Genomic DNA, 24,767 nt, shown 5'->3' with positions numbered 1-24,767 from the left:
CATTGAGGTGCTAATTTGCCGGAGGTTTGGCGATGGCTGACCCGCTCCACTCACACGACAAACGACCTTTACTCTACTTCTTTTATGCAATCGCAAGCTACCTCCCGTATTCTCATGATTCGTCCGGTTCGCTTTGGCTTCAACGCCGAAACGGCTGAGTCCAATGCGTTTCAGGATATTAAACTGGCTGCGCAGACAAAAGACGTAGCTCAGGAAGATGCCCGTCGGGAGTTCGACGAAATGGCGCGCCAGCTCCAGGCTGTCGGGGTGGATGTGATGGTGTACGACGACACCACTGAGCCCTATACCCCGGACTCTATTTTTCCGAACAACTGGGTATCACTGCACGCCAGCGGAACGGTGGTCTTGTACCCGATGCAGGCCGAAAACCGGCGGCTCGAACGCCGTCCGGATATTATAAACGATCTGGCCGAGCGCTTTCACGTAGCCAAGGTGGTTGACCTGACGCACTTCGAGCAGGAAGGCAAGTTTCTCGAAGGAACGGGTAGTATGGTGCTGGACCGGATGAACAAGGTGGCCTTTGCATGCCTGTCGCCCCGCACGCATCCCGATGTGCTGGCTGAGTTTTCGCGGCAGACCGGCTACCGTATTGTCTCCTTCCGTGCGGCCGACGCCGGCGGAAAAGCGGTTTACCATACCAATGTGCTGATGTGCATTGCCGATACGTTCGCGGTCGTTTGTTTGTCGGCCATTACCGACCCCGACGAGCGGCTGATGGTACGTCAGGAGCTGGAGCGGCTAAACAAGCGGATCATCGATATTTCGCTGGAGCAGATGGCCAGCTTTGCGGGTAATATGCTGATGGTACTGACGCAAAAAGGACAAAAGTTACTGGTCATGTCGACCCGGGCTCATGCGTCGCTTACGGCCAAGCAGATTGACTTGCTGGACGATTACGCCACACTGGTTCATTTCGATCTACCCATCATCGAAGGCAACGGGGGCGGTTCGGCCCGCTGCATGATGGCCGAAGTTCACCTGCCTCTGCGGTAGAGCCCGCACCGGCGACCCTTCGCATCTCGATTATCTCTACGTAAAAAAACCATTCGTTGCTTGCACATACAAATATAATTACCTACCTTTGTTGTGTCAATATGAGAAGCGAGATGATTAACGAAATAGAGACCCCTGCCGTTGCCGGACAGAAAGACAATCGCTACAGCGCCTGTCTGTTGTTCTCGGCAAACGCCCTGGCCCGGGCCATCACCGCCATCGGTGATGAAGAGTTCGGCCGGATCGGGTTGTCGTATTCGTACGCTTACCTGCTCTGCGAAGTGGTCGACCAGCCTGGTGTCACCCCATCAAAATTGAGCGAAACGCTTTTCCTAACGCCGTCCACCATTACCCGGCTGGTAGAGAAACTGGAGCTGAAGCAACTGGTCCGGCGGGAGTCGGAGGGGAAGAAGACGCTGATCTACCCGACCGAAGCCGGCGAAGCGTTACGCCCCGCGATTGCCGAAGCCTGGGGGCGGGTTGGTGCCCGGTACTCCAGTGCCATTGGTCCTGACGACGTGTGCCAGTTGACCCAGCAGGTTTTTAAAGCTGCCCGGTCACTCGACGATCTGGACTAATATTTTTTTGTTAAATCTATTGTATGTGCAAACAATATAAACTGAACCGCTATGAAAAACGAAGATAACGCCGTCTGCCTGCTGGCTGGCAAAGGTGACGCTACCGCCAAAGACATATGCCGTTCACTGGCTAAAGAAGGAATTTCGGCCGTGGTGAAGCAGAAAGAAAGCGTACCGACCGAAACCGTTGATCCGATCAAACATTGGTCTGGCCAGCCGGGTAAGGACCTGTTCTTTAACGGCTGGAAGCTGATGTTCTGACATACCAGACGGCCAGAATACGCCAGCTGTTTGCTTGCTTAATCCAGTTTTTACCAGATAATTTCTATTAAACCACTATGCACTACGTCATTACCGGCTCGTTAGGTCATACGGGCAAACCAATTACGGAAGGATTGATTAAGGCGGGTCATACCGTTACGGTCGTAACCAGCAAGCCCGAGAATGCAGCCGCTATCGAAGCGCTGGGTGCCCAGGCCGCCGTAGGGAGCGTTACCGACGCTGATTTTCTGAAACAGGCGTTTGCCAGGGCTGACGCGGCCTATCTGCTCATTCCCAGCAACTGGGGCGTTACGGACTGGCGCGCGTTCCAGAACCAGATTGGCGATAACTACATTGAGGCCATCAAAGCCAACGACATCCGGTTTGCGGTATTGCTGAGCAGCATCGGGGCCCACCTGGGTGAGGGAGCCGGCCCGATAGACGGGCTGTATGATATGGAACAAAAACTGGCGGCCGTAACGGGTCTGAACAGTAAGTTCCTGCGTCCGTCCTACTTCATGTACAATCTTTTTGGCATGATCGGTATGGTGAAGGGAGCGGGCATCATGGGCAGCAACTTCGGCGACGAAAAGGTGGTGCTGACCCATACCGACGATATTGCCGCTGTGGCCCTGCAGGAGTTGCTAAACCTGGACTTTACGGGTCAGCAGGTTCGCTACATTGCCGGCGACGAACGGACTGGGCCCGAAATTGCCCGCGTACTGGGCGAAGCCATCGGTAAGCCCGAAACGCCCTGGATTGTGTTCTCCGACGAGCAGAACAAGCAGGGCATGCTGCAGGCAGGTATGAGCGAAGAGGTGGCCAGTCAATACACCTACCTGGGTGAAGCCATGCGAAACGGCAAACTTCAGGAAGATTTCTACGCCAAAAAACCCGCCGAATACGGCGCGGTGAAGCTGGAAGACTTCGCTAAAAATGAGTTTGCTCCCGCTTTCAACGCTTAGGAGCCAACGCCCCTGAAACCCCGAAGCGTCTGGATGATCCGGGCGCTTTTTTCGTTTGCGGGCACTGGCTCCTGTTCTACAGAGACCGGATAAATCCCGAACAGACCGGCAGAATCTGATTCCCGGTCTGAACAAAGACGGCTAACGGAGAGTCAATTAAAGATAGTAGGCACTAGCCCTGCCATCACTTTACCAGAGCATATCGTGAAACAAGCACTTATTACCGGAGCCAACTCCGGACTAGGCCTGGCCACGGCCCGGGCGCTGGCCCAGCGGTCTTTCAACCTTATTTTGCTGTGCCGCAGTGAGCAGAAAGGCCGGGCGGCTCAGGCAGAGGTACAAAAAGCGAATCCAGCCGTGCGGGTCGACCTGGTTACGGCTGATCTGGCTGATCTGAACTCGGTACGACAGGCGGCTGCCCACGTGAAAACGACCTACGATCGTCTCGATGTACTGATCAACAATGCTGGCTATACACCGGCTAAACTGGAGTTTATCGATACCATAGAAAAGTCGTTTTATTCGAGTCACATCGGGCACTTTGTGCTGACGCACCATCTGATGGATCTGCTGAAGACTACCGCTGCCCAGACTGGCGATGTCCGGATACTGAACCTGTCGTCGGCGGCTTACCTCGGTGGTCGAACGGCGCGCTTCTTCCGCCGGATCGATGATCTGTCGCCGACTTTCGCCTACTGTGATGACAAACTGGCCAACCTCCTCCACGCTAAAGAGCTGGCCAAGCGCACGGCTGGTCAGGGCATAACGGCTTACTCGGTTCACCCGGGTGCCGTTCGGACCAATTTTGGGGCCGATACGCCTGGTTTTCTGGGGAAAGTGTTTTCGCTGGCAGGGCCGCTGATGCGCACGGCCGAGAAAGGGGCGCAAACGTCGGTTTTCCTGGCTGCCGCTCCGCTCAAGGCAATTGGAGCGAGCAATAACGGCGGCTATTTTGCCGATAGCCAGCCCAAAAAGGTATATAATCGGGATGCGACCGAGGAGAAAGCCGCCTGGCTTTGGGAGAAGACCATGCCCTTTGTCTGATCACAAAAATGGCGATGACCAGCCAGCCATCGCCATTCCGAAAACCCACTCTATGAGAAACAAAATCGGTTAGCGGCTCCCCAGCGGTACCATGTAGCCGATGGCTGCCTGTGTATATATAGTCTGGGAGTCGGTGTTGAATCCGGCGTCGGTATCGCCCAGCGAGTACAACCCCCGTACCTCTATGGTCAGATGACCAGGCCCGGCTTTCAGCGCTGTGCCGATACCGGCTGCTGCACCGAAACCAAACCGCCCCTCTACGCCATTCAATGACTGGGTTTTGCCGTTGACACTGATGTTGAGTGCGTAGGAAGCATAGGGGCCTACGTTCAGAAAGAACCGGTTGCTGTTCGGAGTGCCGGTCGCAATTTTCAGGAACAGCGGCACCTCAACCTGATCCGCAGCGCCGTTCAGGGTTGTTTCGAGTACTGTACCCTGGCCAATGGTGGCTCTTCCGGCATAGCGGGCGTAATTGATCTCGGGCTGGAACGACAGCGTACCGCGTCCAACGTTGAAAACAATGCCCCCCACAAAACTCACCGTCGGGTCGCCGGCAATGTCCGGATCGAAGTTATACGGGTAGGTAACTCCACCCCGCAGGCCGATCCGTACGCCCGAGTTACTCTCGCTGGATAAGGCCGGACTGGCCGACTCCCGACGCGCAACGGGGCCGGTCGATGCGGAGCCAATAGGTTGGGATGGACGCGTATCGGCTGGTTTGCGTTCGGCCGTCCGGGATGGGTCCGGCCTGGATGGGTCCGGCCTGGATTGGCCCGGTCGGGATAGGCCCGGCTGGGCAATCGGGGCTGAGGTGGTCGAGGGTTTTTTGCTGATGCCGTGGTATTCGTCGTACAGCTCCTGCCGGCGGTTCGGATTGGTGCTGACGGCCGCAGCGGGCGCCGTAGTGGTTGACCGGGTTGCAGTGATGCTGGCCGATGTGGCTTTCGCCGTGGTCGTAACGGTCGTAGCCGATCGGGAAGCCGACGTCGTGGCCGACGTTGACCGGGTCGCCGACGTAGTAGTAGACAGCGGTTTAGTCGTCGATTTCGTAGTTGGACGGGTTTGGGCTATTGACAGACTGACGGTCAGCGCGCTCAGCGTCAAATAGAAGCAAAACGATTTCATTGGCTCGGTAGGAGTGAACTTGCTTGTTGTAAGATTAGTCGCTAAGGTAGTATATTCTGTAACAGCACCGAGGGAACGGTCATCCTTTGAGTCTACGGTCCGCTGCCCGTGAACAATTTGGCGGGTAGCGAAGTACCCATAGTATGAAAACTGAACATCAGCGTACGGCTTTGATTACGGGAGCCAATAAAGGAATTGGTAAAGAAACAGCCCGGCAGCTTGCTCAGCAGGGGTTTGCCGTATTTATCGGGGCTCGTGATATAGCAAAAGGCCGCGAAGCCGCCGAGGAGCTTTGTCAGGAAGGCTACGAAGCAACCTTTATTCAACTCGACGTGACGGATCCGGTCAGTGTCAAAACAGCCTTCGGCACGCTCTCGCAGAAAGCCGATCACCTGGATGTGCTGATCAATAACGCGGGTATCCTGGAAGACCATGGCGAAGATATCGTGAAGCTCAACCCGGAAATGCTCGACCGGACCCTGAAAGCGAACGTGACCGGTCCAATTATGGTCACCCAGGATGCGTTGCCCTATCTGCAGAAGTCACCCAACGGAGGGCGGATCATCAACGTCTCGAGTGGAGCCGGTGCGCTTCAAACAATGAGCACCTATGCCCCGGCGTATAGTATTTCTAAAGCGGCTCTCAATGCGGTTACCCGTCAGTTTGCGGCAGCGCTTCAGGAGCATCGCATCGTTGTCAACTGTGTCGATCCGGGCTGGGTCCAGACAGACATGGGCGGGCCGCACGCCAGTCGTCCCGTCGAGAAAGGTGCCGAAACCATCGTCTGGCTTGCCACCTCAGCGCCTTCTACCGAAACCGGTAAGTTCTGGCACGATAAACACGAAGCCGCTTGGTAAAGATGAGCTGGGTTTCCCGTCACCGTGGTCCGTGAGGACACCGGGACGCGCAGTCGGACCACACTGATAAGCCAATACCATCCGGACGAGTAGTCCGTGGGGACACGGACCACGGTAACGGAGTTAGGTTTCCCGTCAGTGTGGTCTCTGTCCCCACGGTGACGGATACGGTAGCCTATTTCTCCAGGGCCAGCTTTACGGCCTGATACGCGTTGACAATTCCCCCTGACCGGCTTAGGCTGCGGAAAGGAACCAGGGTAGCCGAGCGGCCGGGTTTTCGAACCTGAATGTCGGGGCGGTAGCTGCTCGCCAGCAGAATCTCTTTGACCTGTAGGGCCGTTAATGTCGGGAAATAGGCGCGCAGCAGGGCGGCTACACCGGCCACACAGGGAGCCGACATGCTGGTGCCCGAAAAGCTGGCGTAGCCGCCGTTCGGTACCGTAGACAGTATATCGGTGCCCGGCGCAAACAGGTCGACGGTTTGCGCGCCGTAGTTGGACGACTGGCTGGGGAGATTGGCATCCAGTTGCCAGGTGCTGTTGCCTACCGTGAGTACGTTCTGCGCCAGCTGCCCGTCTGCATACCGGGCCGATGGGTAGGAGGGGAGAGAATCGTAGTTTTCACCGTTGTTTCCGGCCGCGTGTATGATCAGCACATCACGGGCTTCGGCAAAACGAACGGCCGCATCGATCTGCTCCTTGAAGGGCGACAGCCTCTTGCCAAAACTCATGTTGATGACTTTGGCGCCGTTTTCCACGGCGTACCGAATGCCATTCGCAATGTCTTTGTCCCGTTCGTCGCCGTTGGCAGGCACCATCGATACGGGCATAATCCGAACGTTATCCGCGACGCCGTCGATACCCCGTCCGTTGCCGCGCCTGGCGCCGATGATGCCGGCTACGTGGCTGCCGTGCACCGCCAGCTGGTCGGAGCCGGCGAGCCGCATGGTTGGGCTGCCGTAGAAACGCTCGTTCAGGTTTGCCGGATCGTCGCCAACGAGCAGCTGGCGGGCGTTGTAGTCCGGATTGTAGGCAATGAGTGCTTCTCCCCCCACGATCTGCCGGAAGCGTAGCCAGTTCTGACGAACCAGCCGGAGGTAGGTGCCAAACGCGCCGTATTGCGGATTATAGGCGTCGGCCAGTACGTTACGCACCGCAATCGCTACTGAATCGGGAGCCAGATCAACGGCCCGGATGGCCTGCTGGCTTACAGAGGACCCGGGCAGTAGCGGAGCGAGCCGTTCGGCTACCTGCCAGAACCGGGCCGTATCGGTAAACGCCAGCAGTTTGGCCCGGCTGGCCTGGTAGCGGGGCAGGTAAAGTCGTTTGGCTGCGCGGTAGGTTTCGTACTGGCGCTGTTGAGCCGGTGGTATCGTGGCTGGGTCGGCGGTGTCGTAGCGACTGCGGAGGAGCAGGTATGTTTGGGTGATTTCGGGTTGGTCGTACTCGTAGGTTTGTCCGTTTGGTCCGCCCATGAAGTTCCAGCCGTTTCGATCGTCCGGGTAGCCGTTCTTGTCGTCGTCGACCTGATTGCCGGCTATTTCGTTGTCGTTGGTCCAGATCACCTCGCGCAGATCTTCGTGCTCGATGTCCACGCCCGAGTCGAGTACGCCCACCACGACCGGTACCGACGGCCTGCCTTTGAGGAGTTCATATGCCCGGTTCAGGCTGATGCCGGCCACAGAGTCGGTCAGCGGGTCGAGGTGCGCCCAGGTACGGGGTGGCTGATCCGGACTGGATAATACATCTTTCCAGCGCGTATTTTTAATAGGCTGCTGGGCGCTGGCCCGGTTGGCTGGCAACAGGCAGAAAAGAGAAACGATAAGCGACAGGGCGCGCAGAATCATGGCAATCGGGACTATCTTTCGACAAAATACGACCTTCCCGGCGGGAGTTGGTGTCTCTTTGGTAGAAACGGTTTGTTGTATGGATTCTTCTCTCGTTTTTCTGGTTTGTCTGTTCATGGTCGGCTTTGTCTATGCGTCCGTTGGGCATGGCGGAGCCAGCGGGTACCTGGCTACCATGGCCTTGTTCGGCGTAGCACCGGCTTTGCTGAAGCCTTCGGCCCTGCTGCTGAACCTGTTCGTATCAACGGTGTCGTTCATTCAGTTTTACCGGGCGGGGCATTTTCGCTGGCGTACGTTCTGGCCATTTGCTGTAGCCAGCGTGCCGCTGGCTTTCATAGGCGCTAAAATTCCGCTGAGTGACACCCTGTATCGGCAGCTGCTGGCGGCCTGTCTGCTCCTGGTGGTGGTCCGACTCCTCTGGTCGGTTCGGGGCGACGAAGCCGAACCGAGGCCCATTCCGCTGGGAGCGGGCTTACTGACGGGCGGACTTATTGGCCTGTTATCAGGCATGATCGGGATTGGCGGAGGGATCCTACTTAGCCCCCTCATGCTGCTGTTTCGGTGGGCCCGGCTCAAAGAAGTGGCGGCTACGTCGGCCCTGTTCATTTTTGTAAACTCGCTCTCGGGCTTTTTCGGCCTCCTCAGCAAAGGCTACTCGCCCGATCCGGCAGTGTACAGCTGGATCGGTGCTGCTTTCGCCGGCGGGGTGCTGGGCGGCTACCTGGGAAGTCATCGGTTCAACGTACCCACGCTACGGTACCTGCTGGCGCTGAGCGTTGGGGTAGCCTGTATAAAGCTGATCTTTACGTAGGACCTACACGAACATGTCTTTGTGGAACACGACGCCGGTACCGCGCAGGGTAGCCTTGCCGGTGGCCGGGTCTACCACGGTACAGGTGATTTCGGCCGTATGGCGACGGGTATCGATGGATCGGCATTCAAACCTGGCTTCGTAATCGGTATCGGGATACATGGGGCGCACAAATTCCAGCATTTGCGAGAGATGAACGCCCCCCGTGCCGCCAAAATTACGACCAAACACGCGGGCGAAAACGCTCGCGCTCAGCATACCGTGCATGATCGGGCGTTTAAACGGCGTAGTAGCCGCGTAGGCCGGGTCGAGGTGAAGCGGGTTATCGTCGCCGGTAATGTCGGCAAACCGCCGGACGTCATCCTGCGAAAAGTGATAGAGGTAGGTAAAGGTATCGCCAACTTGCATAGGAGTAAACAGCCAGGTGAGAGATCAGATTACCAGCGAATCAGCGCCGACGCCCACGTAAACCCACTGCCGAACGCCGACAGGCAAACCACATGACCATCGCGGATCTTACCGGCTTCCCAGAGTTCGCTGAGGGCAATAGGAACCGAGGCCGAAGTGGTGTTGCCATACCGTTGTATGTTGTTCCAGAGTTTTCCGACGGGCAAATTCATGTTGCGCTGCACGAACTCCAATATACGTCCGTTGGCCTGATGCAGCACAAAAAAATCTACCGCGTCGAGGGTCAGGTTATTGGCCCGGATAGCCTCCCCGATTACGGCCGGAAACTTCTCGAACGCTTTTTTTATGACCTGAAAGCCGTTGAACACCCCCGTAAACAGATAAGGTGGTTCGAACGGCCCATCGTTGGGATGAACAAACTCGTTCTCGGCGTTCAGGTACTGGGGCTTATATCGGTTAAAGTGATAGTTGCCATGGCTACCGGGGTTGATAATGCTCAACTCTTCGGCATAGGTACCATCGGCATGCAGGTGCGTTGATAGTATACCCCGGTCGGGCTGGTCGGAGGGCTGCAGCACAACCGCACCGGCGCCATCGGCAAACAACACCGCCACATCGCGGCCGCGGGGGCTGTAATCCAGGTTGAACGATTGTCGCTCGGCACCCACCACCAGTACGTTCCGATACGTGCCGGTTTTGACGAATTTATCGGCTACCGACAGCGCATATAAAAAACCGGAACACTGGTTTCGGATGTCGAGCGCGCCCACCTCGCGATGGGTTATGCCCAGTTCGCGTTGCAGCAGGACTCCGCAGCCCGGCACCAGGTAGTCGGCACTCATGGTCGCGAATACAATAAAGTCGATATCGTCGGGGGTTATACCGGCTCGCTCGATGGCAATGCGGGAAGCCGCAGCGCCCATAGTGGTAGCCGTTTCTTCTCCAGACAGCGCATATCGGCGTTCGCGGATGCCGGTCCGTTCTTCGATCCAGGTATCGGCTACGTCCATTCGGGGCGCCAGTTCATTGTTGGGCACTACCCGTTCGGGCAGGTAATGGCCGATACCGGCAATTCGGGCGTTAATCATTCAGCAGAAGTTCACGGATGTTGTAGTCGGGACGTTGTGCGCCGGCTAACTGGCTTTCGTAGGGAAGTAATAGCCCCGGGCTTTACCGTGGCCGACCAGCTACACCTCAAGCCTGATTGTATACACAACCCAAAAAACGTCTGTTTGTCAGTAAATCGGGCAACAAAAAAGTCTCCCGCAGAGGCAGGAGACTTTTTTGTTGGACAACGATCAGCCAATATGGGTATCGGCTGGTTGCTTATGGGTTCTGAACAGCGGCTTTGTTCACGTTCAGCTCCGTTTGCGGAATTGGCCAGATGTAGACTGAAGCGGTTGCCGGCACAGCCTGGATCGTGCCTTTGGCAGGCAGCGGCTGGTTGGTCCGAAGGAGGTCGTTTGACCGGAACCCTTCGCCGAGCAGTTCGATCCGGCGTTCGAGCAGAATGGCGTTGGCCAGGGCGGTACCCGTGCCCAAACCAGCTGCGGTATACACACCGGCGGGGTTAGACCGGCCGCGAACGGCGTTCAGCAGGGCCAGGCCCTGTTCATCAACCGCGCCTGGGGTCAGCCGGGCTTTGGCTTCGGCCAGGTTGAGCAGCACCTCGGCATACCGGATTACGGGAACCCAGTCGGTATGCTGCGGCCCGGTCGGGAATTTGGTCAGGCGGTTGCGGCTCTGATCGCTTACAAAGTCATTCCGAATAAAACCACGGCGGGCGTCGGTGCTGGCGAAGGCTGCGTTGCCAATGATCCCGGCGGGGTTCAGGCTGAAGTCACCGATACCGATTACGGCCAGGTAGTAGCTGCCGAGGCCATTCTGGGTGCCGGGCAGGTCGTTGCTGCTCATCGGCATCGAGAAGATCGACTCGGTCGTGATGTAGTTCGAGAACGGCGTCAGAACGCTGGCCTGCAGCTGATGCGCTACACCCGATGCCGCCCGGAAGGGAGCGGCTGTCGACACGATCTTGTTGGCTTCGGTCACCACGTCGGCCCAGCGGCCCATGTTCAGATACGCACGGGTCTTGAGCGCAATGGCGGTGTTCTTGTGCGCGCGGGTCGTGTTCAGGGTGGCGTTGGCGTAGGTAGCGGGCAGGTTCTGCTCGGCAAAGTTCAGATCCTCCAGCACCTGGGCATACACCTGAGCAACCGTAGAACGGGCCAGGTCGTTGTTGCCCGTTCCTACTTCAGCTTTCAGGCGAAGCGGCAGACCGGGGCTGGCACCGTTGTCTTTCGTGAACGGCTGCGCGTAAAGCTGCACCATCTGCAGATACGTCAGCGCGCGCAGGAACCGGGCTTCGGCGCGGTACTGGTTGGCCAGCGCTGCGTCAATGACGCTTGGGTTCGCGTCAAGACCGGCCAGGAAGAGGTTCATCCGGTTGATGGCCAGATAGGCCGCGTTCCAGAGGTTGGTCGGTTCGTTCGAGAGCGAGTTCTGCGTGTGGTTCCAGGCACCAAGGGCAGTAACCCCGTTGTTGGTTACGTTCAGGAACTCCTCACCCCGTACGTCGATGTAAACCAGGTAACGGCCCCCCAGAAACTGGCCCGACTTAACGCTGGCGTACAACCCGTTCACCTGTGCCAGTACCCTGTCGGGGTTCTTGAAGGCTTCAAGATCAGCCAGCGATGTCAGGGGCGTTGGGTTCAGCAATTCGGTTTCGTTACAGGCTGTCAGCGATACGCTGATCAGCGCCGTGGCGAATACGGACTTGAGCAGTCCACGCCGGGTACGAGAAAATGTATGTTGAAATGGATATAATTTCATGGTCGATATGCGTCGTTTATAGACTGCTGCCTGAGTCTGGCCGAACAAAATGGTTCGGCCAGACCCGGTCAGCAAACCGGCTGATTAGAAGTTAAGACCAACGCCAAACGTGTAGGTCCGGGCCTGTGGGGCCGAGTTCCGGTCGATGCCGGGAGCAATGTTGGTATCGCGGTTGGTCGATACCTCGGGGTCAGCACCGGTGTATTTGGTGATCACGAAGGCATTCTGCACCTGAGCGTACAGACGCAGCGACGAAATGTTAGCCTTGCGGAGCAGATCGTTCCGGAGCGTATACGACAGCGACAGGTTACGACCCCGGATGAAATCACCTTTTTCTACGTTTTCGGTGATCGGGTTGGCCGATCCGTTCGAGACGTTATCGTTCAGCACCGGACGTGGAATGTTGGTGATGTCGCCGGCTTGCTGCCAGCGGTTCAGCATGTCGGTATGGTTGTTCCAGGGGCGCTGATCGCGCAGACCGGCTTTGGTACCATTGTAGATTACGTTACCACCCGAATACTGCAGGAAGATACCCAGCTCCAGGTTGCCGTAGCGGAAGGTGTTGTCGAAACCACCGAACCACTTGGGCAGGGCGTTACCCACCACTACGCGGTCGCTACCCGAAATGGCCGGCGCTACCGTCCCGTTGTCAACGTAAGTCCAGCGCTGGGCAGGAGCGGCTGCGTGGTTGTACTGAATTTGGCGGTCCTGGGTTGTACCATCGGCGTTGGTGACGGTGCGAACGAAGATCCGCTGACCGTTAGCCGGGTTAACGCCAGCCGTCCGGATGGCAAAGATGCTACCGATCGACTCACCTACGCGAACAATGTTGGCGCTTTCCAGATCGCCCGTGAAGCCGAAGATATCGGCATTGTTGTTGGCCAGGGCCAGCACTTTATTCTCGAGGGTGGCAATGTTGAAGCTGGTTGTCCAGTTGAACTTACCTTTCGTGATGTTATTCGACGTGATGGCCAGTTCAATACCTTTGTTCTCCATCGAGCCAACGTTGGTCGCAATGCTGTTGCCCGGAATACCACGCGATGGGGCAGTCGGTTCGGGCAGGACCAGGTCGTTTACGCGCTTCTGGTAATAAGTGAATTCGCCCGTGATGCGGTCGTTGAACAGACCAAAGGCAATGCCCAGATCCAGGCTGTTGCTGACCTCCCAACGCAGATCGGGGTTACCCGCCTGAGCAAACACGAAGGTAGGTACGGTGCCGTACAGGCCGGAGTTGAACAGGCTGAGCGAGGCAAAGCTGCCAATACCGGTGTTACCCACCTGACCGTAGCTGGCCCGCAGTTTGAACTCGTTCATAACCGAACCCAGCCGTGAGTTTTTCCAGAAGTCTTCTTCTGAAATACGATAGCCAACCGATCCGCCAGCGAAGTTACCCCACTTGTTACCTACTGCGTAGGCCGAGTAGCCGTCGCGCCGGAAGTTGATGTTGAAAAGGTATTTCTTATCGAAATCGTAGTTGACCCGGGCGTAGTAAGACGACAGACCAGTCTGCGTCTGAAAGTTACCAGCGGGCGGGTTGTTGGTGGTGAAGTTACCCTGGTAGGTCGTGAAGAACGGATCGGAGAGGCCCTGACGCGAACCGCCCCAGCTGTCATACGTGAACTTCTGCTGCTCGGTACCGACTACGGTCTGGAACGAGTGCTTCCCGAAGCCGAAATCGTAGGTCAGGTAATTCTGCAGGTTCCACAGTTTGACGTTCGAATAAATGTTGAACGCCTGGCCACCGTTGGTACCGCCTTCGCCATGGACGCCGTTCCGGAAGTCGATGTCTTCTACCGTTGTCCGGTCGGTACCGTACGAAGTGCGGAAGGTCAACCCTTTGAACAGGTTCACATCGGCAAAAATATTACCAATGATGTGAGTGTTTTCCGAGGTGAATTTGCTCAAATCAAGGTCGGGCAGCGGGTTGTAGTAGCCGCCGGGGCCAACCAGGTTATTACCCAGGCCCAGGTTATTGCTGGAGCGGTTAATGTTGTACGTACCATCGGCGTTATAAGGGGCTACGTTCGGAGCCAGTACCAGCGGCAGACGACCCAGACCACCCGTGCTGAACGCACCGCGGGTACCCGTGTTCGGCGACCGGTTGAAGCTGTTGGCGAGGGTAATGTTCGACCCGATGCGGATGGCTTTGTTCAGCTGATGCGAAATATTCATCCGGCCCGTAACCCGACTGAAATCGTTTTTCTGAATCATACCCTGCTGATTGGTGTAGCCAACCGAGAAGGCATAACGCGTGTCTTTGGTGCCGCCGTTTACGTTGATGTTGTGGTTTTGCTGGAAACCCGTCCGGTATAATCGTACCAGTCGGTGTCAACAATGCTGCCATCGGGGTTCAGGGTCGGGAAGAACTGATCGGGCAGACCGGCGTTGCGGGCGGCTTCGTTCTTGATGGTCATGAACTCCTGCGCGTTGAGCATGTTGAAGAGACGGAACGGCTGCGTAGCACCCGCCCAGCCGTCGTAGCTCACCTGAGCGCGGCCTTCTTTTCCTTTCTTGGTGGTGATCAGGATAACCCCGGCCGCAGCGCGCGACCCGTAGATAGCCGTCGCTCCCGCGTCTTTCAGAATTTCGAGCGATTCGATGTCGTTCGGGTTGATGTCGCCCAGGGGGTTGTTGACCGTAAAGCCGCCCGACGATACGTTGCCCGAGTTGATGGGCAAACCGTCAATCACGATCAGCGGAGACGATGAACCACTAATCGACGATACGCCCCGCACGCGAATGACCGGAGCGTTGTTGAGGACGCCGTTCGGGGTGACGATGTTCACGCCAGCCGCCCGGCCCTGCAAGGCCTGATCAAAGCTCTGTACGGGCTTGTTGGCAATTACCGACCCTTCTACCGACGATACCGCACCCGTAATGGTTTTTTTGCTTTGCGAACCGTAGCCGACTACAACGACTTCGTTCAGGTTCGAGGCATCGCTGGTGAGCGCAACGTTTACGCTGGCCCGATTGCCAACGGCTACTTCCTGGCTGGAGAAACCAATGAAGCTAAACACAAGCCGGGCGTTGCCCGATACATTGATCCGGTACTTGCCATCCGCGTCGGTTGTTGTGCCACGGGTAGTACCTTTTACCTGTACGCTCACGCCTGGAAGGGCGGAGCCGTCGTCTGATGAAGTGACGCGGCCACTCACTGCTGCATCCTGCGCCAAAGCAGGAATGAACAAAAGAAGTGTAAGTAGCCAGCTTCCAAATAAAATTCTGATCATACTTATGATTAGGTTAGAAAAAATGGTAAAACTTGGCTGCAAAAGTACAAACAATTTATTCGGTATAACAAATGGACTATTAAATAAATTATATTCCTATATGAATAGTTGTATTAAAATTACTTTGTCCTTAGATCTAGTAGACTTATTTATAAAAAATAACCTATGTATAAATACTTATACGTATCATATTTACGTCCAACGTTTGTAAGTATATATACTTAGCTATAGGTAAGTAATTGGCGAGTTGTATAACGCCGACTTTTATGATTGACGTCCATTTAGGCTCAGGTAGGCGTATATTGACATTTTCTTAGTTGAAATAGACTTTTTTTAGCAAAAAAGGCCCGATTCATGACGAATCGGGCCTTTTTTGTCGAGTAAGTAGATCAACTATTGACGGAATGAATAACCGAGTCTCTTGTAGTTCTGGCTTGGTTTGAACTCCGTGCTGGTACTATCAATGACCAGTACCAGATTGGCCATGGGCGCGGTAGAACTGGTGGCCCGGCCAACTGTCACCGTGAGTGACCCTGCATTGCGTCCATTGGGTCCTCCCGGAATAGTTACATTTCCGCCGTTAGAGAGTGTGTAGCTGTTCGGAGAGGCTGTAGTAGCTGCCGGATCAACGAAGACCCGCACCGTCAGGTCGCTGGTCCGCTGGCGGCCAACCAGATTGATGGTGGCAACACTGGAGCTGCCGGCCGTTACGCTATTGGGCAGAGCCGTTATCGAATAAGGCCGACCCGTAGCATTGGTCCGCAGAATGGCTTCGTTAAATTCGACCAGGGTCTCTTCGTCGAAGACTTTATCGATACTATTGTCGCAGGCGTGGAGCATCAACAGCGCTAAAGCACCCGCTATAAATCCAGGTATTTTTTTCATTGAAAACGAATGGTTGATGTCTTCAGGCCCTTCGTGCTGAAGAAGGGCCTGAAGAGCAGGTTAGTAACCGAAATTCTGCCGAACGCTTTTGTTGGTCGATAACTCATTGACCGGAATAGGCGCCAGGATGCGGAAATCGTTGTACGGAACGTTATTAGGCGTTGTAGTGAGCGGAATGGTCTTGATGACATCCTGCCCGCGCCGTTTCAGATCGAACCAGCGGTGACCTTCAAACCCAAACTCCAGCCGACGCTGCCGCAGAATCTCGTTCAGCAGGGCATCGCCGGTCAGGCCGGTACGCTCCGGCAGACCCGAGCGGGTGCGGATAACGTTCAGATCGGCCAGTGCATTGGCGGTGTTACCCAGCATGGCGTTGGCTTCGGCCCGGTTGAGGTAGGCTTCCGAGATGCGGATAACCGGAACGTTGTCCAGGTTGATGATGCCGTTTTTGCCCAGGAACTTGGTACACTCGATGAAGGCGTTGCCCCGACCCGTCGTGCCCAGCTCGTACAACTGCCGACGGATGTCGAGGGCTTGGCCGGCTGTGTTCTTCTCGGCTTCGAGTTCGGCGATAAAAGCATTGTTCGGCACCAGATCACCAAAACCACCCGTTGCCGTCCGATCACCAACGCGAACCAGCGTCGTGTAGGTCGTTTGCAGCGCGTTATTCACCCCGATGTTTTCCGGCGTGGTGTACGCCAGTTCGAACACCGACTCCGGATTGCGCGGAGCCCGCCAGCCACCTACGTACGATGCATTCGGCGAGAGTTTAACCGTGCCAGCGATGGCATCCGTCGCGTTTTTGACGGCTGTGGCGTAATCCTTGTTGTACAGGGCTACCCGCGAGAACAGCACCTGAGCGGCCTGTAGGTTCCCGTTGGTTGGCAGTGTGCCATTGCTACCTGCGCTGCGGCCGAACGAATTGATCGAACCCTGCAGGTCAGAATAGATCTGTGTGTAAACGTCGGCAATAGGCGCCCGGGCCGGGAACGTAATCTGTCCCTGGTTCAGCACGCCAGTCGTCAGCAGGGGAACGCCACCCCGACTGTTCTGGGCGATTTCTACCCCTGGATCATACGCGTAAATCCGCATCAGATCATGGTACAGCAGCGCCCGCAGAAACTGAGCCTGTCCCCGGATCGAGTTCCGACGGTTGGTGTCGGTCAGGGCCGTCACGCCGGGCAGGGCGTCCAGAATCAGGTTGGCCTGGTTAATGGCAAAATAGGCAGATTGCCAGGTGCCCGGAGCAAAGGTTGTTCCGAATGATGAACCGGCAATGTTCCGGTTTTCGTTGTTCAGACGACCCGACTTGTTAGTTGCCTGAGCATTGTCGGCCAGCGCTTCGGCTACGGCCAGCATATCGCGACCGTAGAGTGCTGTGTTTTGCAGTCGGTCATAGATACCATTCAGGCCAGCATCGAGGCCTTCGGCAGTGGTCAGCGCCGACTGCGAGTCAACGTTCGATCGTGGATCGACATCGAGCAGGTTTGAGCAGGCCGTTACCGTCAATATACCGGTAGTGAGCAGGCCCAGGGACCATATATGTTTGATTGTACGCATGGAGTCAAAAATCGTTGGCTGAATTAGAACGTTAGGTTGATACCTGCCTGGTAGGTTTTCGAGTTCGGTACAACCCCGGTGTTACCGTTGCCGCCGAAGTTTAGGAACTCAGGATCGTAGCTCGTCCAGTTGGTGAACGTAAGCAGGTTGGCGCTCTGGATGTATACCCGGGCTTTCGACGCACCAATCCGTTTCGAAACGGCAGCTGGTACATCATACGCCAGCGTGATCTGCTTCAGGCGCAGGTACGAAGCGTCTTCGAGGGTACGGGTACCGCCCAGACCACTAACCCCGCGGGTTTCGATGTTACCGTTGATGGGGCGCGGCACATCGGTGATGTCGCCCGGCTGTTGCCAGCGACGGTCGTATACCGAGCGCAGGGCGTTGAAGTCACGACCAGCCAGCTCGGCCAGGAACGACGTCTGCGAATTGAACGACCGCCGGCCGTAATCGTACTGGAACAGCACGTCGAGCGTCAGCCCACCGTAGGTGAAGGTGTTGTTGAAACCGCCGTAGAACTTGGGCAGCTCCGTACCGAAATACTTCTGATCACGGGGCGTAATCGGAGTGTAGGTAATATTGCCGGCAAAATCGCGGAACATCGGCCGACCCGTGGCTGGGTTAACACCAGCATAGTCGGTGGTGTACTGCGCCTGCAGCGGCCGACCCAGGATGGCCGTCCGGCCTACTCCGTAGAAGTCGGTATAGGCGAGGGTAATGGCACTGTCGGGGTTGGCCAGGGGGACGATACCCGGGTACAGCGACGTTACCTTGTTCTCGATGAAGGTGATGTTGAACGTAGAGCGCCACTGGAACGGCCCTGCTTTCAGGTTCACCGAGTTCAGCTCGATTTCAAGCCCTTTGTTCTCTACCGAACCCACGTTGCGCGAGATGGTCGAGTAACCGCTGGTAAACGGCAGGTTGAACGGCAGCAGCAGGTCTCTACTAACCCGTCTGAACACGTCTACCGAACCCGTCAGGCGGTTCTGGAAGAAACCGAAGTCAAGACCGATGTTGGTCGTCTCGTTGGTTTCCCACCGCAGGTCAGGGTTAGCCAGCTGCGTGGGGGCAAAACCGGCCGCACCGTTGTAATCAAAACCCGCGCTGACCAGACCCAGGCCGGGGAAGTTCGACTGGTTGAACAGCGAACCCAGCTGGTCGTTACCCGTTGTACCGAACGAGGCCCGCAGTTTCAGGTCGCTGACCAGGTTGTTGCCTTTCAGGAAATCCTCTTCGGTAACCAGCCATGCTCCCGATATGGACGGGAAGAAACCATACCGATAGTTGGATCCGAACCGGCTCGAACCGTCCAGACGACCAATCAGGCTCAGGTTATACTTCTTGTTGAAGTCGTACTTGATGTTTCCGAAGATAGATGCCTTACGGAAGTTGTTGAACGTGCCGAAGATGTTCTGGGGCAGCGCTGCCGCACTGGCGTACTTGAAGTCAGGCGTCGGTACGTTGGTGATGTTAGTCGCCAGGTTCTCGTTCACATCGGAGCGGTACTCGGCGCCCAGCAACAGACCCACATCATGCTTGCCGGCAAACAGCTTGTTATAGTTGGCCGTGATGTTGGTCAGGAAGTTCTTGTTCTCGTTCAGCTGATCCTGAATCCGGCCGCGTACGTTGAAGCCATCGGCCGTCCGTGGATCCGAGAAGTTCCGGCCCCGGATGATACGATAGTCGAGGCTGACAAACGGACGAATGGTCAGACCGTCGATCACTTTGTAGTTCAGCGCCAGGCTACCGACAAACTGGTTGATGTCGGCCCGGATGGTGTTCAACTCACTAACCTGCAGGATATTCTGGTTCAGGATACCCGGGATACCCCCCTGCGAGGGTGGTCCGAAATACGACCCGTCCGGGTTGTAGATGGGAATACTTGGAATAATCAGGGGCGAAGCAAACGCACCCGCACCCAGGAACGATCCGCCGTTCGGGCCACCGAACTGACCCCGTGCCGAGATGGTACTCATCTTGAGCGTCTGGTCAATAGACAGCTTGGGGTTGATCTGGTGCGTCAGCGTCGTGTTCAGCGTACCGCGCTTGAAATCGACATTGACGATGTTAGCGCTTTGGGTGTAATACGACCCCGATACATAGAAGCGGGTTTTGTCGTTACCACCGTTCAGGCCCAGCTCGTAGTTGTTGGTGATACCCCGCTTGTATACGGCATCCTGCCAGTCGTAGGTAGGCAGCGCGGCAATGTCGGCGTCGCTCAGGGTCGTTGGCTGACGAATGGTGCTCAGCACAGCTGCCCGGGCGGCTTCGCTGGTCTGCCCCCCGTTGATGCGGGCCTGCGTGCGCAGGGCAATCCACTCCTGGGTGTTGAGTACGTCGAGCTTTTTGATCGGATCGGCAACCCCCGTAAAATAGTTGACGGAAATCTGGGTTTTACCGGCTTTACCGCGCTTGGTCGTTACCAGTACAACCCCGTTGGCGGCCTGCGATCCGTAAATAGAAGCGGCCGCTGCGTCTTTCAGAATCTCGATCGATTCGATGTCGCTGGGGTTCAGAAACGCCAGTGGGTTACTGCTGGTAAAGGTTGAGTTGTTGGTGGTGTTCAGCTGAACACCGTCGACAACGTAGAGCGGATCGCTACCGGCCGAGATCGAGCCGACACCCCGAACCCGTATCTGAATCGCGCCACCCGGTACGCCGTTGGCCGACGTTACCTGCACACCGGCTGCCCGGCCTGCCAGGGCCTTATCGAAGCTACCAACCGGCAGGTTCGAGACCGTAGCGCCGGCTACTTTCGAGCTGGCGCCGGTAAACTCGCGCCGGTTCACGGTACCGCCGTAACCCGTCACTACGACTTCGTTCAGCTCCTGGGCGTTATTATCCAGACGAACGTTCACGGTACTGCGGTTGCCAACGGCTACTTCCTGCGATAGAAAACCGATAAAACTGAATACCAACCGGGCGTTGGCAGGAGCACTAATCCGGTAATTACCGTCGGCATCGGTTGTTGTGCCGCGGGTAGTACCTTTTACCTGTACGCTCACACCGGGTAGGGTGGAGCCGTCGTCTGATGAAGTGACGCGGCCACTTACTGCTATTTCCTGCGCCAGAACCGGCAGGCAGAACAATAACGAAAGCAACCAGCTTCCAAATAAAATTTTGCGCATTTGTGAGTAGAGATTAGAATTACATTGAGATGTACCGTTAAATAAGACGCAAAGATAAGAGATGTGAAATCTGTAGCATATATAGATGATACATTTTTATTCTTTTCCGGAGAATAAGTAGTCAGACCGTTACATATTGGCTAACCATCTATAGATGTACGAGTATTAACTGATTATTAGCTCTATTGGTTAGTTTAATTGCTGTTTTTATGGAAAGTATTTACGATTTATTTGGTATTTTTGGCAAAAATCAGATTAATGTACGTACAGATAAACTTGGATATTTTGATGATTTCATACAAACAGCGCTTTCAAATTTTTGCCGGTCTGGCCTTGATTGCTCAAACAGTAAATGCTCAGCAAACGAGTCTTTCAGCCCGAATGGATAAAACAGCCGAAGGTTTGGAGAAAAAAGTGGTTGCCTGGCGTCGTGATTTTCACCAGTACCCTGAGCTCGGCAACCGGGAGTTCCGGACGGCGGGTAAGGTGGCTGCTCATCTGCAGGCACTGGGTATGGAGGTAAAAACCGGCGTCGGTAAAACCGGGGTGGTCGGTATACTCAGGGGTGGTAAACCCGGCCCGGTGGTTGCGCTGCGGGCCGATATGGATGGCCTGCCGGTAACCGAACGCGTCGACCTGCCTTTCAAGTCCGAGGTCCGTACTGAATATAACAACCAGCAGACAGGCATCATGCATGCCTGTGGGCACGACTCCCACGTGGCTATGCTGATGGGGGCGGCCGAAGTGCTGGCCTCGGTAAAAAATGAACTTCACGGAACGGTAAAATTCATTTTCCAGCCCGCCGAAGAAGGAGCACCCCAGGGCGAAGAGGGAGGAGCCTACCTGATGGTTAAAGAAGGGGTACTCGACAATCCGAAAGTCGACGCCATTTTTGGACTGCACATCAACTCGCAAACCGAAGTCGGCACCATCAAATACCGGCCGGGCGCTACCATGGCTGCAGTAGATCAGTTTGCCATCAAACTGAAAGGGAAGCAGACGCACGGTGCTTCGCCCTGGTCCGGCGTCGACCCGATCGTAACGGCCTCGCAGGTGGTGATGGGCCTCCAGACGATCGTTAGCCGGAACCTGCCCCTGACCGAGAATGCCGCGGTGGTTACGGTAGGGGCTATCCACGGTGGCATCCGGCAGAACATCATTCCGGAAGAAGTAAACATGATCGGTACGATCCGGTCGCTGGACAACAGCATGCAGAAAACCATCCACCGCCGGATCAACGAGGTGGCTACGAACATTGCCGAGAGCGCCGGTGCCCAGGCCGATGTGAAAATCGATATCATGTATCCGGTCACTTATAACGATCCGAAACTGACCGATCAGATGGTGCCAACGCTCGAAGCGGTAGCGGGTAAGAACAATGTCAGAATTACACCGGCGCAAACCGGGGCCGAAGACTTCTCCTTCTACCAGCAGAAGATACCCGGCTTCTTCTACTTCCTGGGCGGGATGACTAAAGGGAAGAAGGTAGAGGAAGCGGCCCCGCACCACACCCCCGATTTCCAGATCGATGAGAGCTGCTTCGTACTTGGCATGAAAACGCTCTGCCACCTGACCGTCGACTACATGAGTCAGACTGGCAAAGTAGCTGCGGTAAGCGGCAAGTAACGCCTGAGTTATATCAAACAAAGCGACTACCGGATCGATTCCCTGCTCAAAAAGGATCGATCCGGTAGTCGCTTTTTGTGGGTCGATCAGCTGCCTTCACGATTCCGCAAAATCCGGGACAGAAGGCCAGGGAAGAATCGTTTGATATAAATACCGTACGTTTCCGATCCGCCTATATACACTTCTTCTTTTTGCTGCTTCACGGCCCTGAGCAGCCGCTGGGCAAAAACAGCCGCGGGCATACCCACTTCCTGATGCTTGTCCATTTTGCCGTGTACCTGTCCGTCGGGGCCAAGAGCATGGAGTGAAATAGGCGTTTGAATGTAGCCGGGGCAGACTAGCGTGACCCGCAACCCGGCCGCGTGGGTTTCGGCCCGGAGCGCATCGAAGAAGCCGTGCAGCGCGTGTTTACTGGCGCAGTAGCCCGACCGTTGTTTGGTACCGAGCTTGCCCGCTACGCTGCTCGTCACCACAAAGTGCCCCTTACCCTGTTCCAGCATGGCAGGCAATACGGCTTTGGTGAGGGCCACTACGCCGAAAAAGTTGACATCCATCAGCCGGTGGTAAACGGCCAGGTCGGTATCGGCCACGGTACTGCGCTGGGTAATGCCGGCGTTCTGAAAGACGTAATCGATACGACCGAAGTGTTGGAAAACGGTATCGACATGCGCGGGCAGACTGGCCACATCGGTCATGTCTAGGGGAAGCACCAGCAGGTGCTGACTGGGGAGACCGGTCAGGTCGGCAACCCGCTGCAGCTCCTCCGCACGCCGGGCCGACAAAACCAGCCTGGGATTAGGAAAGGGGGAGTCGGGCTGCGCCAGCGCCAGGCCCAGAGCCTCACCAATACCCGAGGAAGCTCCGGTAATCCAGATTACTTGTCCGGCAGATACGTCCATATGTTTTTATCGGAATGTAAGAGTAGCTCCCGAGGGCTCGGTCGTTACGATAGCCTGTTTCCCGATGGGCAGGGCCAGGTTAACATCGACATGACCCGCCGGAAAGTTGAACAGAACCGGGTACGAGTAGGCGGACACGGCCTCGGCAATCAGCTGGTAAGCGTCTTTTCCGAACGGCAACGACGGATTGGTACGCATGTCGGTGAACTGCCCGACCACGAGCCCCGCCAGCTTCGCCAAACGACCACCCCGGCGCAACTGAGTCATCATGCGGTCGAGCGAGAACAGGGTCTCGTCAATATCTTCAATGAACAGAATCGTGCTGGTCAGATCCACATCCGTTGGGGTGCCGATCGAATTGATCAGCATGGTCAGGTTGCCGCCTACCAGTGGCCCCGACGCCTGACCCGCCCGGTTGAGGGGATGAGCAGCTACGGTATAGGCACCGGGCTGCTCGCCGAACAACCATTGCCGTACCGACTCCAGGGCCTCGGCGCGTTCGGGCTGGCCGTACTGCCGGGGCATCAGGCCGTGCAGGCTGACAATACCCGCCGTATAAAATAAGCTGAGCAGCACCGTCACATCGCTGAATCCAACGAGCCATTTCGGGGAAGTCCGCAAACCGGTGAGGTCAAGTTCGTCGGCCAGCCGGTAGCAACCGTATCCACCCCGCGTAGCGAATACGGCCTTCACCGACGGATCATCGAAGAACCGTTGCAGATCCGCCCGGCGCAACTCGTCAGAGCCCGCAAACGGACCCTCCTGGGCCCGCAGGCTGTTGCCCTCGATAACCGTAAGCTGCCAGTCGTCGCGTAAGATGCGTAACCCTTCGGCCAGCTCTTCATACGGAAACCAGCTGGCGGGCGATACAACCCCCACCGTATCGCCGGGGCGCAGAACGGGAGGAGTTACTAGAACAGATTCGTCAGTAAACATGCTGGCAAAGTAAACGGATTGTTCTGCTTTTGGGTAGTGCCGGGTCGGGAAGTTGAGGGAGAGTCGCCAGGTGAAGCTGGGCTTTCGTTTGCCCTCTTACTCAACAGGAGGCACCGTTCAATCAACCCGTTTTGTGGTTTAGGGGATGTGGTTTAGGTTTGATCGGGTTCGGCTCTGTCTGAATAAACTATTGTTTGTCAGCGGTTTGTTATGCTGCCCTGAATCCTTCCTTCACGACTATGAACCGCGTGTATCAATTTGGTATTACCCTTGGTTTCGTGCTGTTTAGCCGGATCCTTATTGCCCAGTCGCTGCCAGCCGATGAACGGGCAATCTGTGTCGTTATTGAACGGGAGGCACAGGCTTACCTGAACCGCAATGCGACAGAGCAGGCCAGCTGCTGGGCTACTCATACGGAACTATCGCAGCGGGTTAGCCTGGGAGACGGCCGGGTGGTCGTGGCGCAGGGCGAACAGACGGCCCTACGCCGGGGGCTGACCAGCTCGTTTCGTCAGATGGCCGAACCCGACTCATCCGTGTTTGTCAATCAGGACTATCGAATCCGGATTCGGGGCGATGCCGCTTTCGTCACCTTTTGCCAGGTAATGCGCTGCCATGGTCGGCCAACTACCCATAGCCAGCAGGTACGCTACCTTGAGCGGGAGGGAGAGCAGTGGAAAATTGTACATGCCGGTGTCATGTATTTTGAACCGGAGCCGGCCGCTAACCGATAACGCCAATCCTGACTAAAATCAGGGAGCGAAG

The 24,767-nt window shown here is 56.2% G+C and carries 21 protein-coding genes; 9 read left to right on the top strand and 12 right to left on the bottom strand.

Annotation, left to right across the window (positions count from 1 at the left end; translation table 11 throughout):
* Nucleotides 1–84: 84 nt before the first annotated feature.
* From ctlX to B1C80_RS00950, 5 genes are all read left to right on the top strand, one after another.
* Entirely contained in the window at nt 85–1,014 is a 930-nt protein-coding gene (ctlX, locus tag B1C80_RS00970; protein ID WP_077919175.1) for a citrulline utilization hydrolase CtlX, read from the top strand.
* Between the two features lie 113 nt (nt 1,015–1,127).
* On the top strand, nt 1,128–1,592 hold the full coding sequence (locus B1C80_RS00965; protein ID WP_077919174.1) for a MarR family winged helix-turn-helix transcriptional regulator: 465 nt from the start codon (nt 1,128–1,130) through the stop codon (nt 1,590–1,592).
* A gap of 51 nt (nt 1,593–1,643) precedes the next feature.
* Nucleotides 1,644–1,853 (top strand): hypothetical protein, encoded by a 210-nt coding sequence (locus B1C80_RS00960; RefSeq protein WP_077919173.1) that lies wholly within the window; start codon nt 1,644–1,646, stop codon nt 1,851–1,853.
* Between the two features lie 77 nt (nt 1,854–1,930).
* Nucleotides 1,931–2,818 carry an NmrA family NAD(P)-binding protein gene (locus B1C80_RS00955; RefSeq protein ID WP_077919172.1) on the top strand — a complete coding sequence of 296 codons (888 nt, stop codon included), beginning with the start codon at nt 1,931–1,933 and terminating at the stop codon, nt 2,816–2,818.
* A gap of 204 nt (nt 2,819–3,022) precedes the next feature.
* The gene (locus tag B1C80_RS00950) at nt 3,023–3,862 is read left to right on the top strand and encodes an SDR family NAD(P)-dependent oxidoreductase (RefSeq protein WP_236648553.1); all 840 of its coding nucleotides are present in this window, start codon (nt 3,023–3,025) and stop codon (nt 3,860–3,862) included.
* A gap of 69 nt (nt 3,863–3,931) precedes the next feature.
* Here B1C80_RS00950 and B1C80_RS00945 read toward each other — a convergent pair whose 3' ends face one another.
* Nucleotides 3,932–4,987 carry a porin family protein gene (locus B1C80_RS00945; RefSeq protein WP_077919170.1) on the bottom strand — a complete coding sequence of 352 codons (1,056 nt, stop codon included), beginning with the start codon at nt 4,985–4,987 and terminating at the stop codon, nt 3,932–3,934.
* A 143-nt stretch (nt 4,988–5,130) separates the two neighbouring features.
* Between B1C80_RS00945 and B1C80_RS00940 the strand changes: the two genes are divergently transcribed.
* The gene (locus B1C80_RS00940; RefSeq protein WP_077919169.1) at nt 5,131–5,844 is read left to right on the top strand and encodes an SDR family oxidoreductase; all 714 of its coding nucleotides are present in this window, start codon (nt 5,131–5,133) and stop codon (nt 5,842–5,844) included.
* Between the two features lie 175 nt (nt 5,845–6,019).
* On the opposite strand, the gene B1C80_RS00935 is transcribed toward B1C80_RS00940, so the two are convergent.
* On the bottom strand, nt 6,020–7,690 hold the full coding sequence (locus B1C80_RS00935; RefSeq protein ID WP_236648551.1) for a S8 family peptidase: 1,671 nt from the start codon (nt 7,688–7,690) through the stop codon (nt 6,020–6,022).
* A 79-nt stretch (nt 7,691–7,769) separates the two neighbouring features.
* Here B1C80_RS00935 and B1C80_RS00930 point away from each other — a divergent pair, with 79 nt between their 5' ends.
* The gene (locus B1C80_RS00930; RefSeq protein ID WP_077919601.1) at nt 7,770–8,501 is read left to right on the top strand and encodes a sulfite exporter TauE/SafE family protein; all 732 of its coding nucleotides are present in this window, start codon (nt 7,770–7,772) and stop codon (nt 8,499–8,501) included.
* Nucleotides 8,502–8,504: 3 nt separating this feature from the next.
* Here B1C80_RS00930 and B1C80_RS00925 read toward each other — a convergent pair whose 3' ends face one another.
* From B1C80_RS00925 to B1C80_RS00895, 8 genes are all read right to left on the bottom strand, one after another.
* The gene (locus tag B1C80_RS00925) at nt 8,505–8,909 is read right to left on the bottom strand and encodes a MaoC family dehydratase (RefSeq protein ID WP_077919167.1); all 405 of its coding nucleotides are present in this window, start codon (nt 8,907–8,909) and stop codon (nt 8,505–8,507) included.
* A 29-nt stretch (nt 8,910–8,938) separates the two neighbouring features.
* Nucleotides 8,939–9,997 carry a 3-oxoacyl-ACP synthase III family protein gene (locus B1C80_RS00920; RefSeq protein ID WP_077919166.1) on the bottom strand — a complete coding sequence of 353 codons (1,059 nt, stop codon included), beginning with the start codon at nt 9,995–9,997 and terminating at the stop codon, nt 8,939–8,941.
* 238 nt (nt 9,998–10,235) lie between these two features.
* On the bottom strand, nt 10,236–11,738 hold the full coding sequence (locus B1C80_RS00915) for a RagB/SusD family nutrient uptake outer membrane protein (protein WP_077919165.1): 1,503 nt from the start codon (nt 11,736–11,738) through the stop codon (nt 10,236–10,238).
* 84 nt (nt 11,739–11,822) lie between these two features.
* The gene (locus tag B1C80_RS00910; protein ID WP_236648584.1) at nt 11,823–14,018 is read right to left on the bottom strand and encodes a SusC/RagA family TonB-linked outer membrane protein; all 2,196 of its coding nucleotides are present in this window, start codon (nt 14,016–14,018) and stop codon (nt 11,823–11,825) included.
* A complete protein-coding gene (locus B1C80_RS28620) occupies nt 14,009–14,968 on the bottom strand; it encodes a carboxypeptidase-like regulatory domain-containing protein (RefSeq protein ID WP_236648549.1) in 960 nt (319 codons plus the stop codon). Before B1C80_RS28620 ends, B1C80_RS00910 begins: the two co-directional genes overlap by 10 nt.
* A gap of 393 nt (nt 14,969–15,361) precedes the next feature.
* Nucleotides 15,362–15,853: a hypothetical protein gene (locus tag B1C80_RS00905; protein WP_077919164.1), complete on the bottom strand. Its 492-nt coding sequence runs from the start codon at nt 15,851–15,853 to the stop codon at nt 15,362–15,364.
* Nucleotides 15,854–15,913: 60 nt separating this feature from the next.
* Nucleotides 15,914–17,413 (bottom strand): RagB/SusD family nutrient uptake outer membrane protein, encoded by a 1,500-nt coding sequence (locus tag B1C80_RS00900; protein ID WP_077919163.1) that lies wholly within the window; start codon nt 17,411–17,413, stop codon nt 15,914–15,916.
* 23 nt (nt 17,414–17,436) lie between these two features.
* Nucleotides 17,437–20,541 (bottom strand): TonB-dependent receptor, encoded by a 3,105-nt coding sequence (locus tag B1C80_RS00895; protein WP_077919162.1) that lies wholly within the window; start codon nt 20,539–20,541, stop codon nt 17,437–17,439.
* Nucleotides 20,542–20,829: 288 nt separating this feature from the next.
* Between B1C80_RS00895 and B1C80_RS00890 the strand changes: the two genes are divergently transcribed.
* Nucleotides 20,830–22,167 (top strand): amidohydrolase, encoded by a 1,338-nt coding sequence (locus tag B1C80_RS00890; protein WP_077919600.1) that lies wholly within the window; start codon nt 20,830–20,832, stop codon nt 22,165–22,167.
* Between the two features lie 86 nt (nt 22,168–22,253).
* Here B1C80_RS00890 and B1C80_RS00885 read toward each other — a convergent pair whose 3' ends face one another.
* Nucleotides 22,254–23,066 (bottom strand): SDR family oxidoreductase, encoded by an 813-nt coding sequence (locus tag B1C80_RS00885; RefSeq protein WP_077919161.1) that lies wholly within the window; start codon nt 23,064–23,066, stop codon nt 22,254–22,256.
* A gap of 6 nt (nt 23,067–23,072) precedes the next feature.
* Nucleotides 23,073–24,002: an LD-carboxypeptidase gene (locus B1C80_RS00880; RefSeq protein WP_077919160.1), complete on the bottom strand. Its 930-nt coding sequence runs from the start codon at nt 24,000–24,002 to the stop codon at nt 23,073–23,075.
* Between the two features lie 239 nt (nt 24,003–24,241).
* On the opposite strand from B1C80_RS00880, the gene B1C80_RS00875 reads away from it, so the two are divergent.
* Entirely contained in the window at nt 24,242–24,736 is a 495-nt protein-coding gene (locus tag B1C80_RS00875) for a nuclear transport factor 2 family protein (RefSeq protein ID WP_077919159.1), read from the top strand.
* Nucleotides 24,737–24,767 lie beyond the last annotated feature (31 nt).

This window comes from Spirosoma sp. 209, assembly GCF_002006735.1.
GTDB classification, from domain to species: domain Bacteria; phylum Bacteroidota; class Bacteroidia; order Cytophagales; family Spirosomataceae; genus Spirosoma; species Spirosoma sordidisoli.
This window is presented reverse-complemented; position numbering and strand designations above follow the sequence as displayed.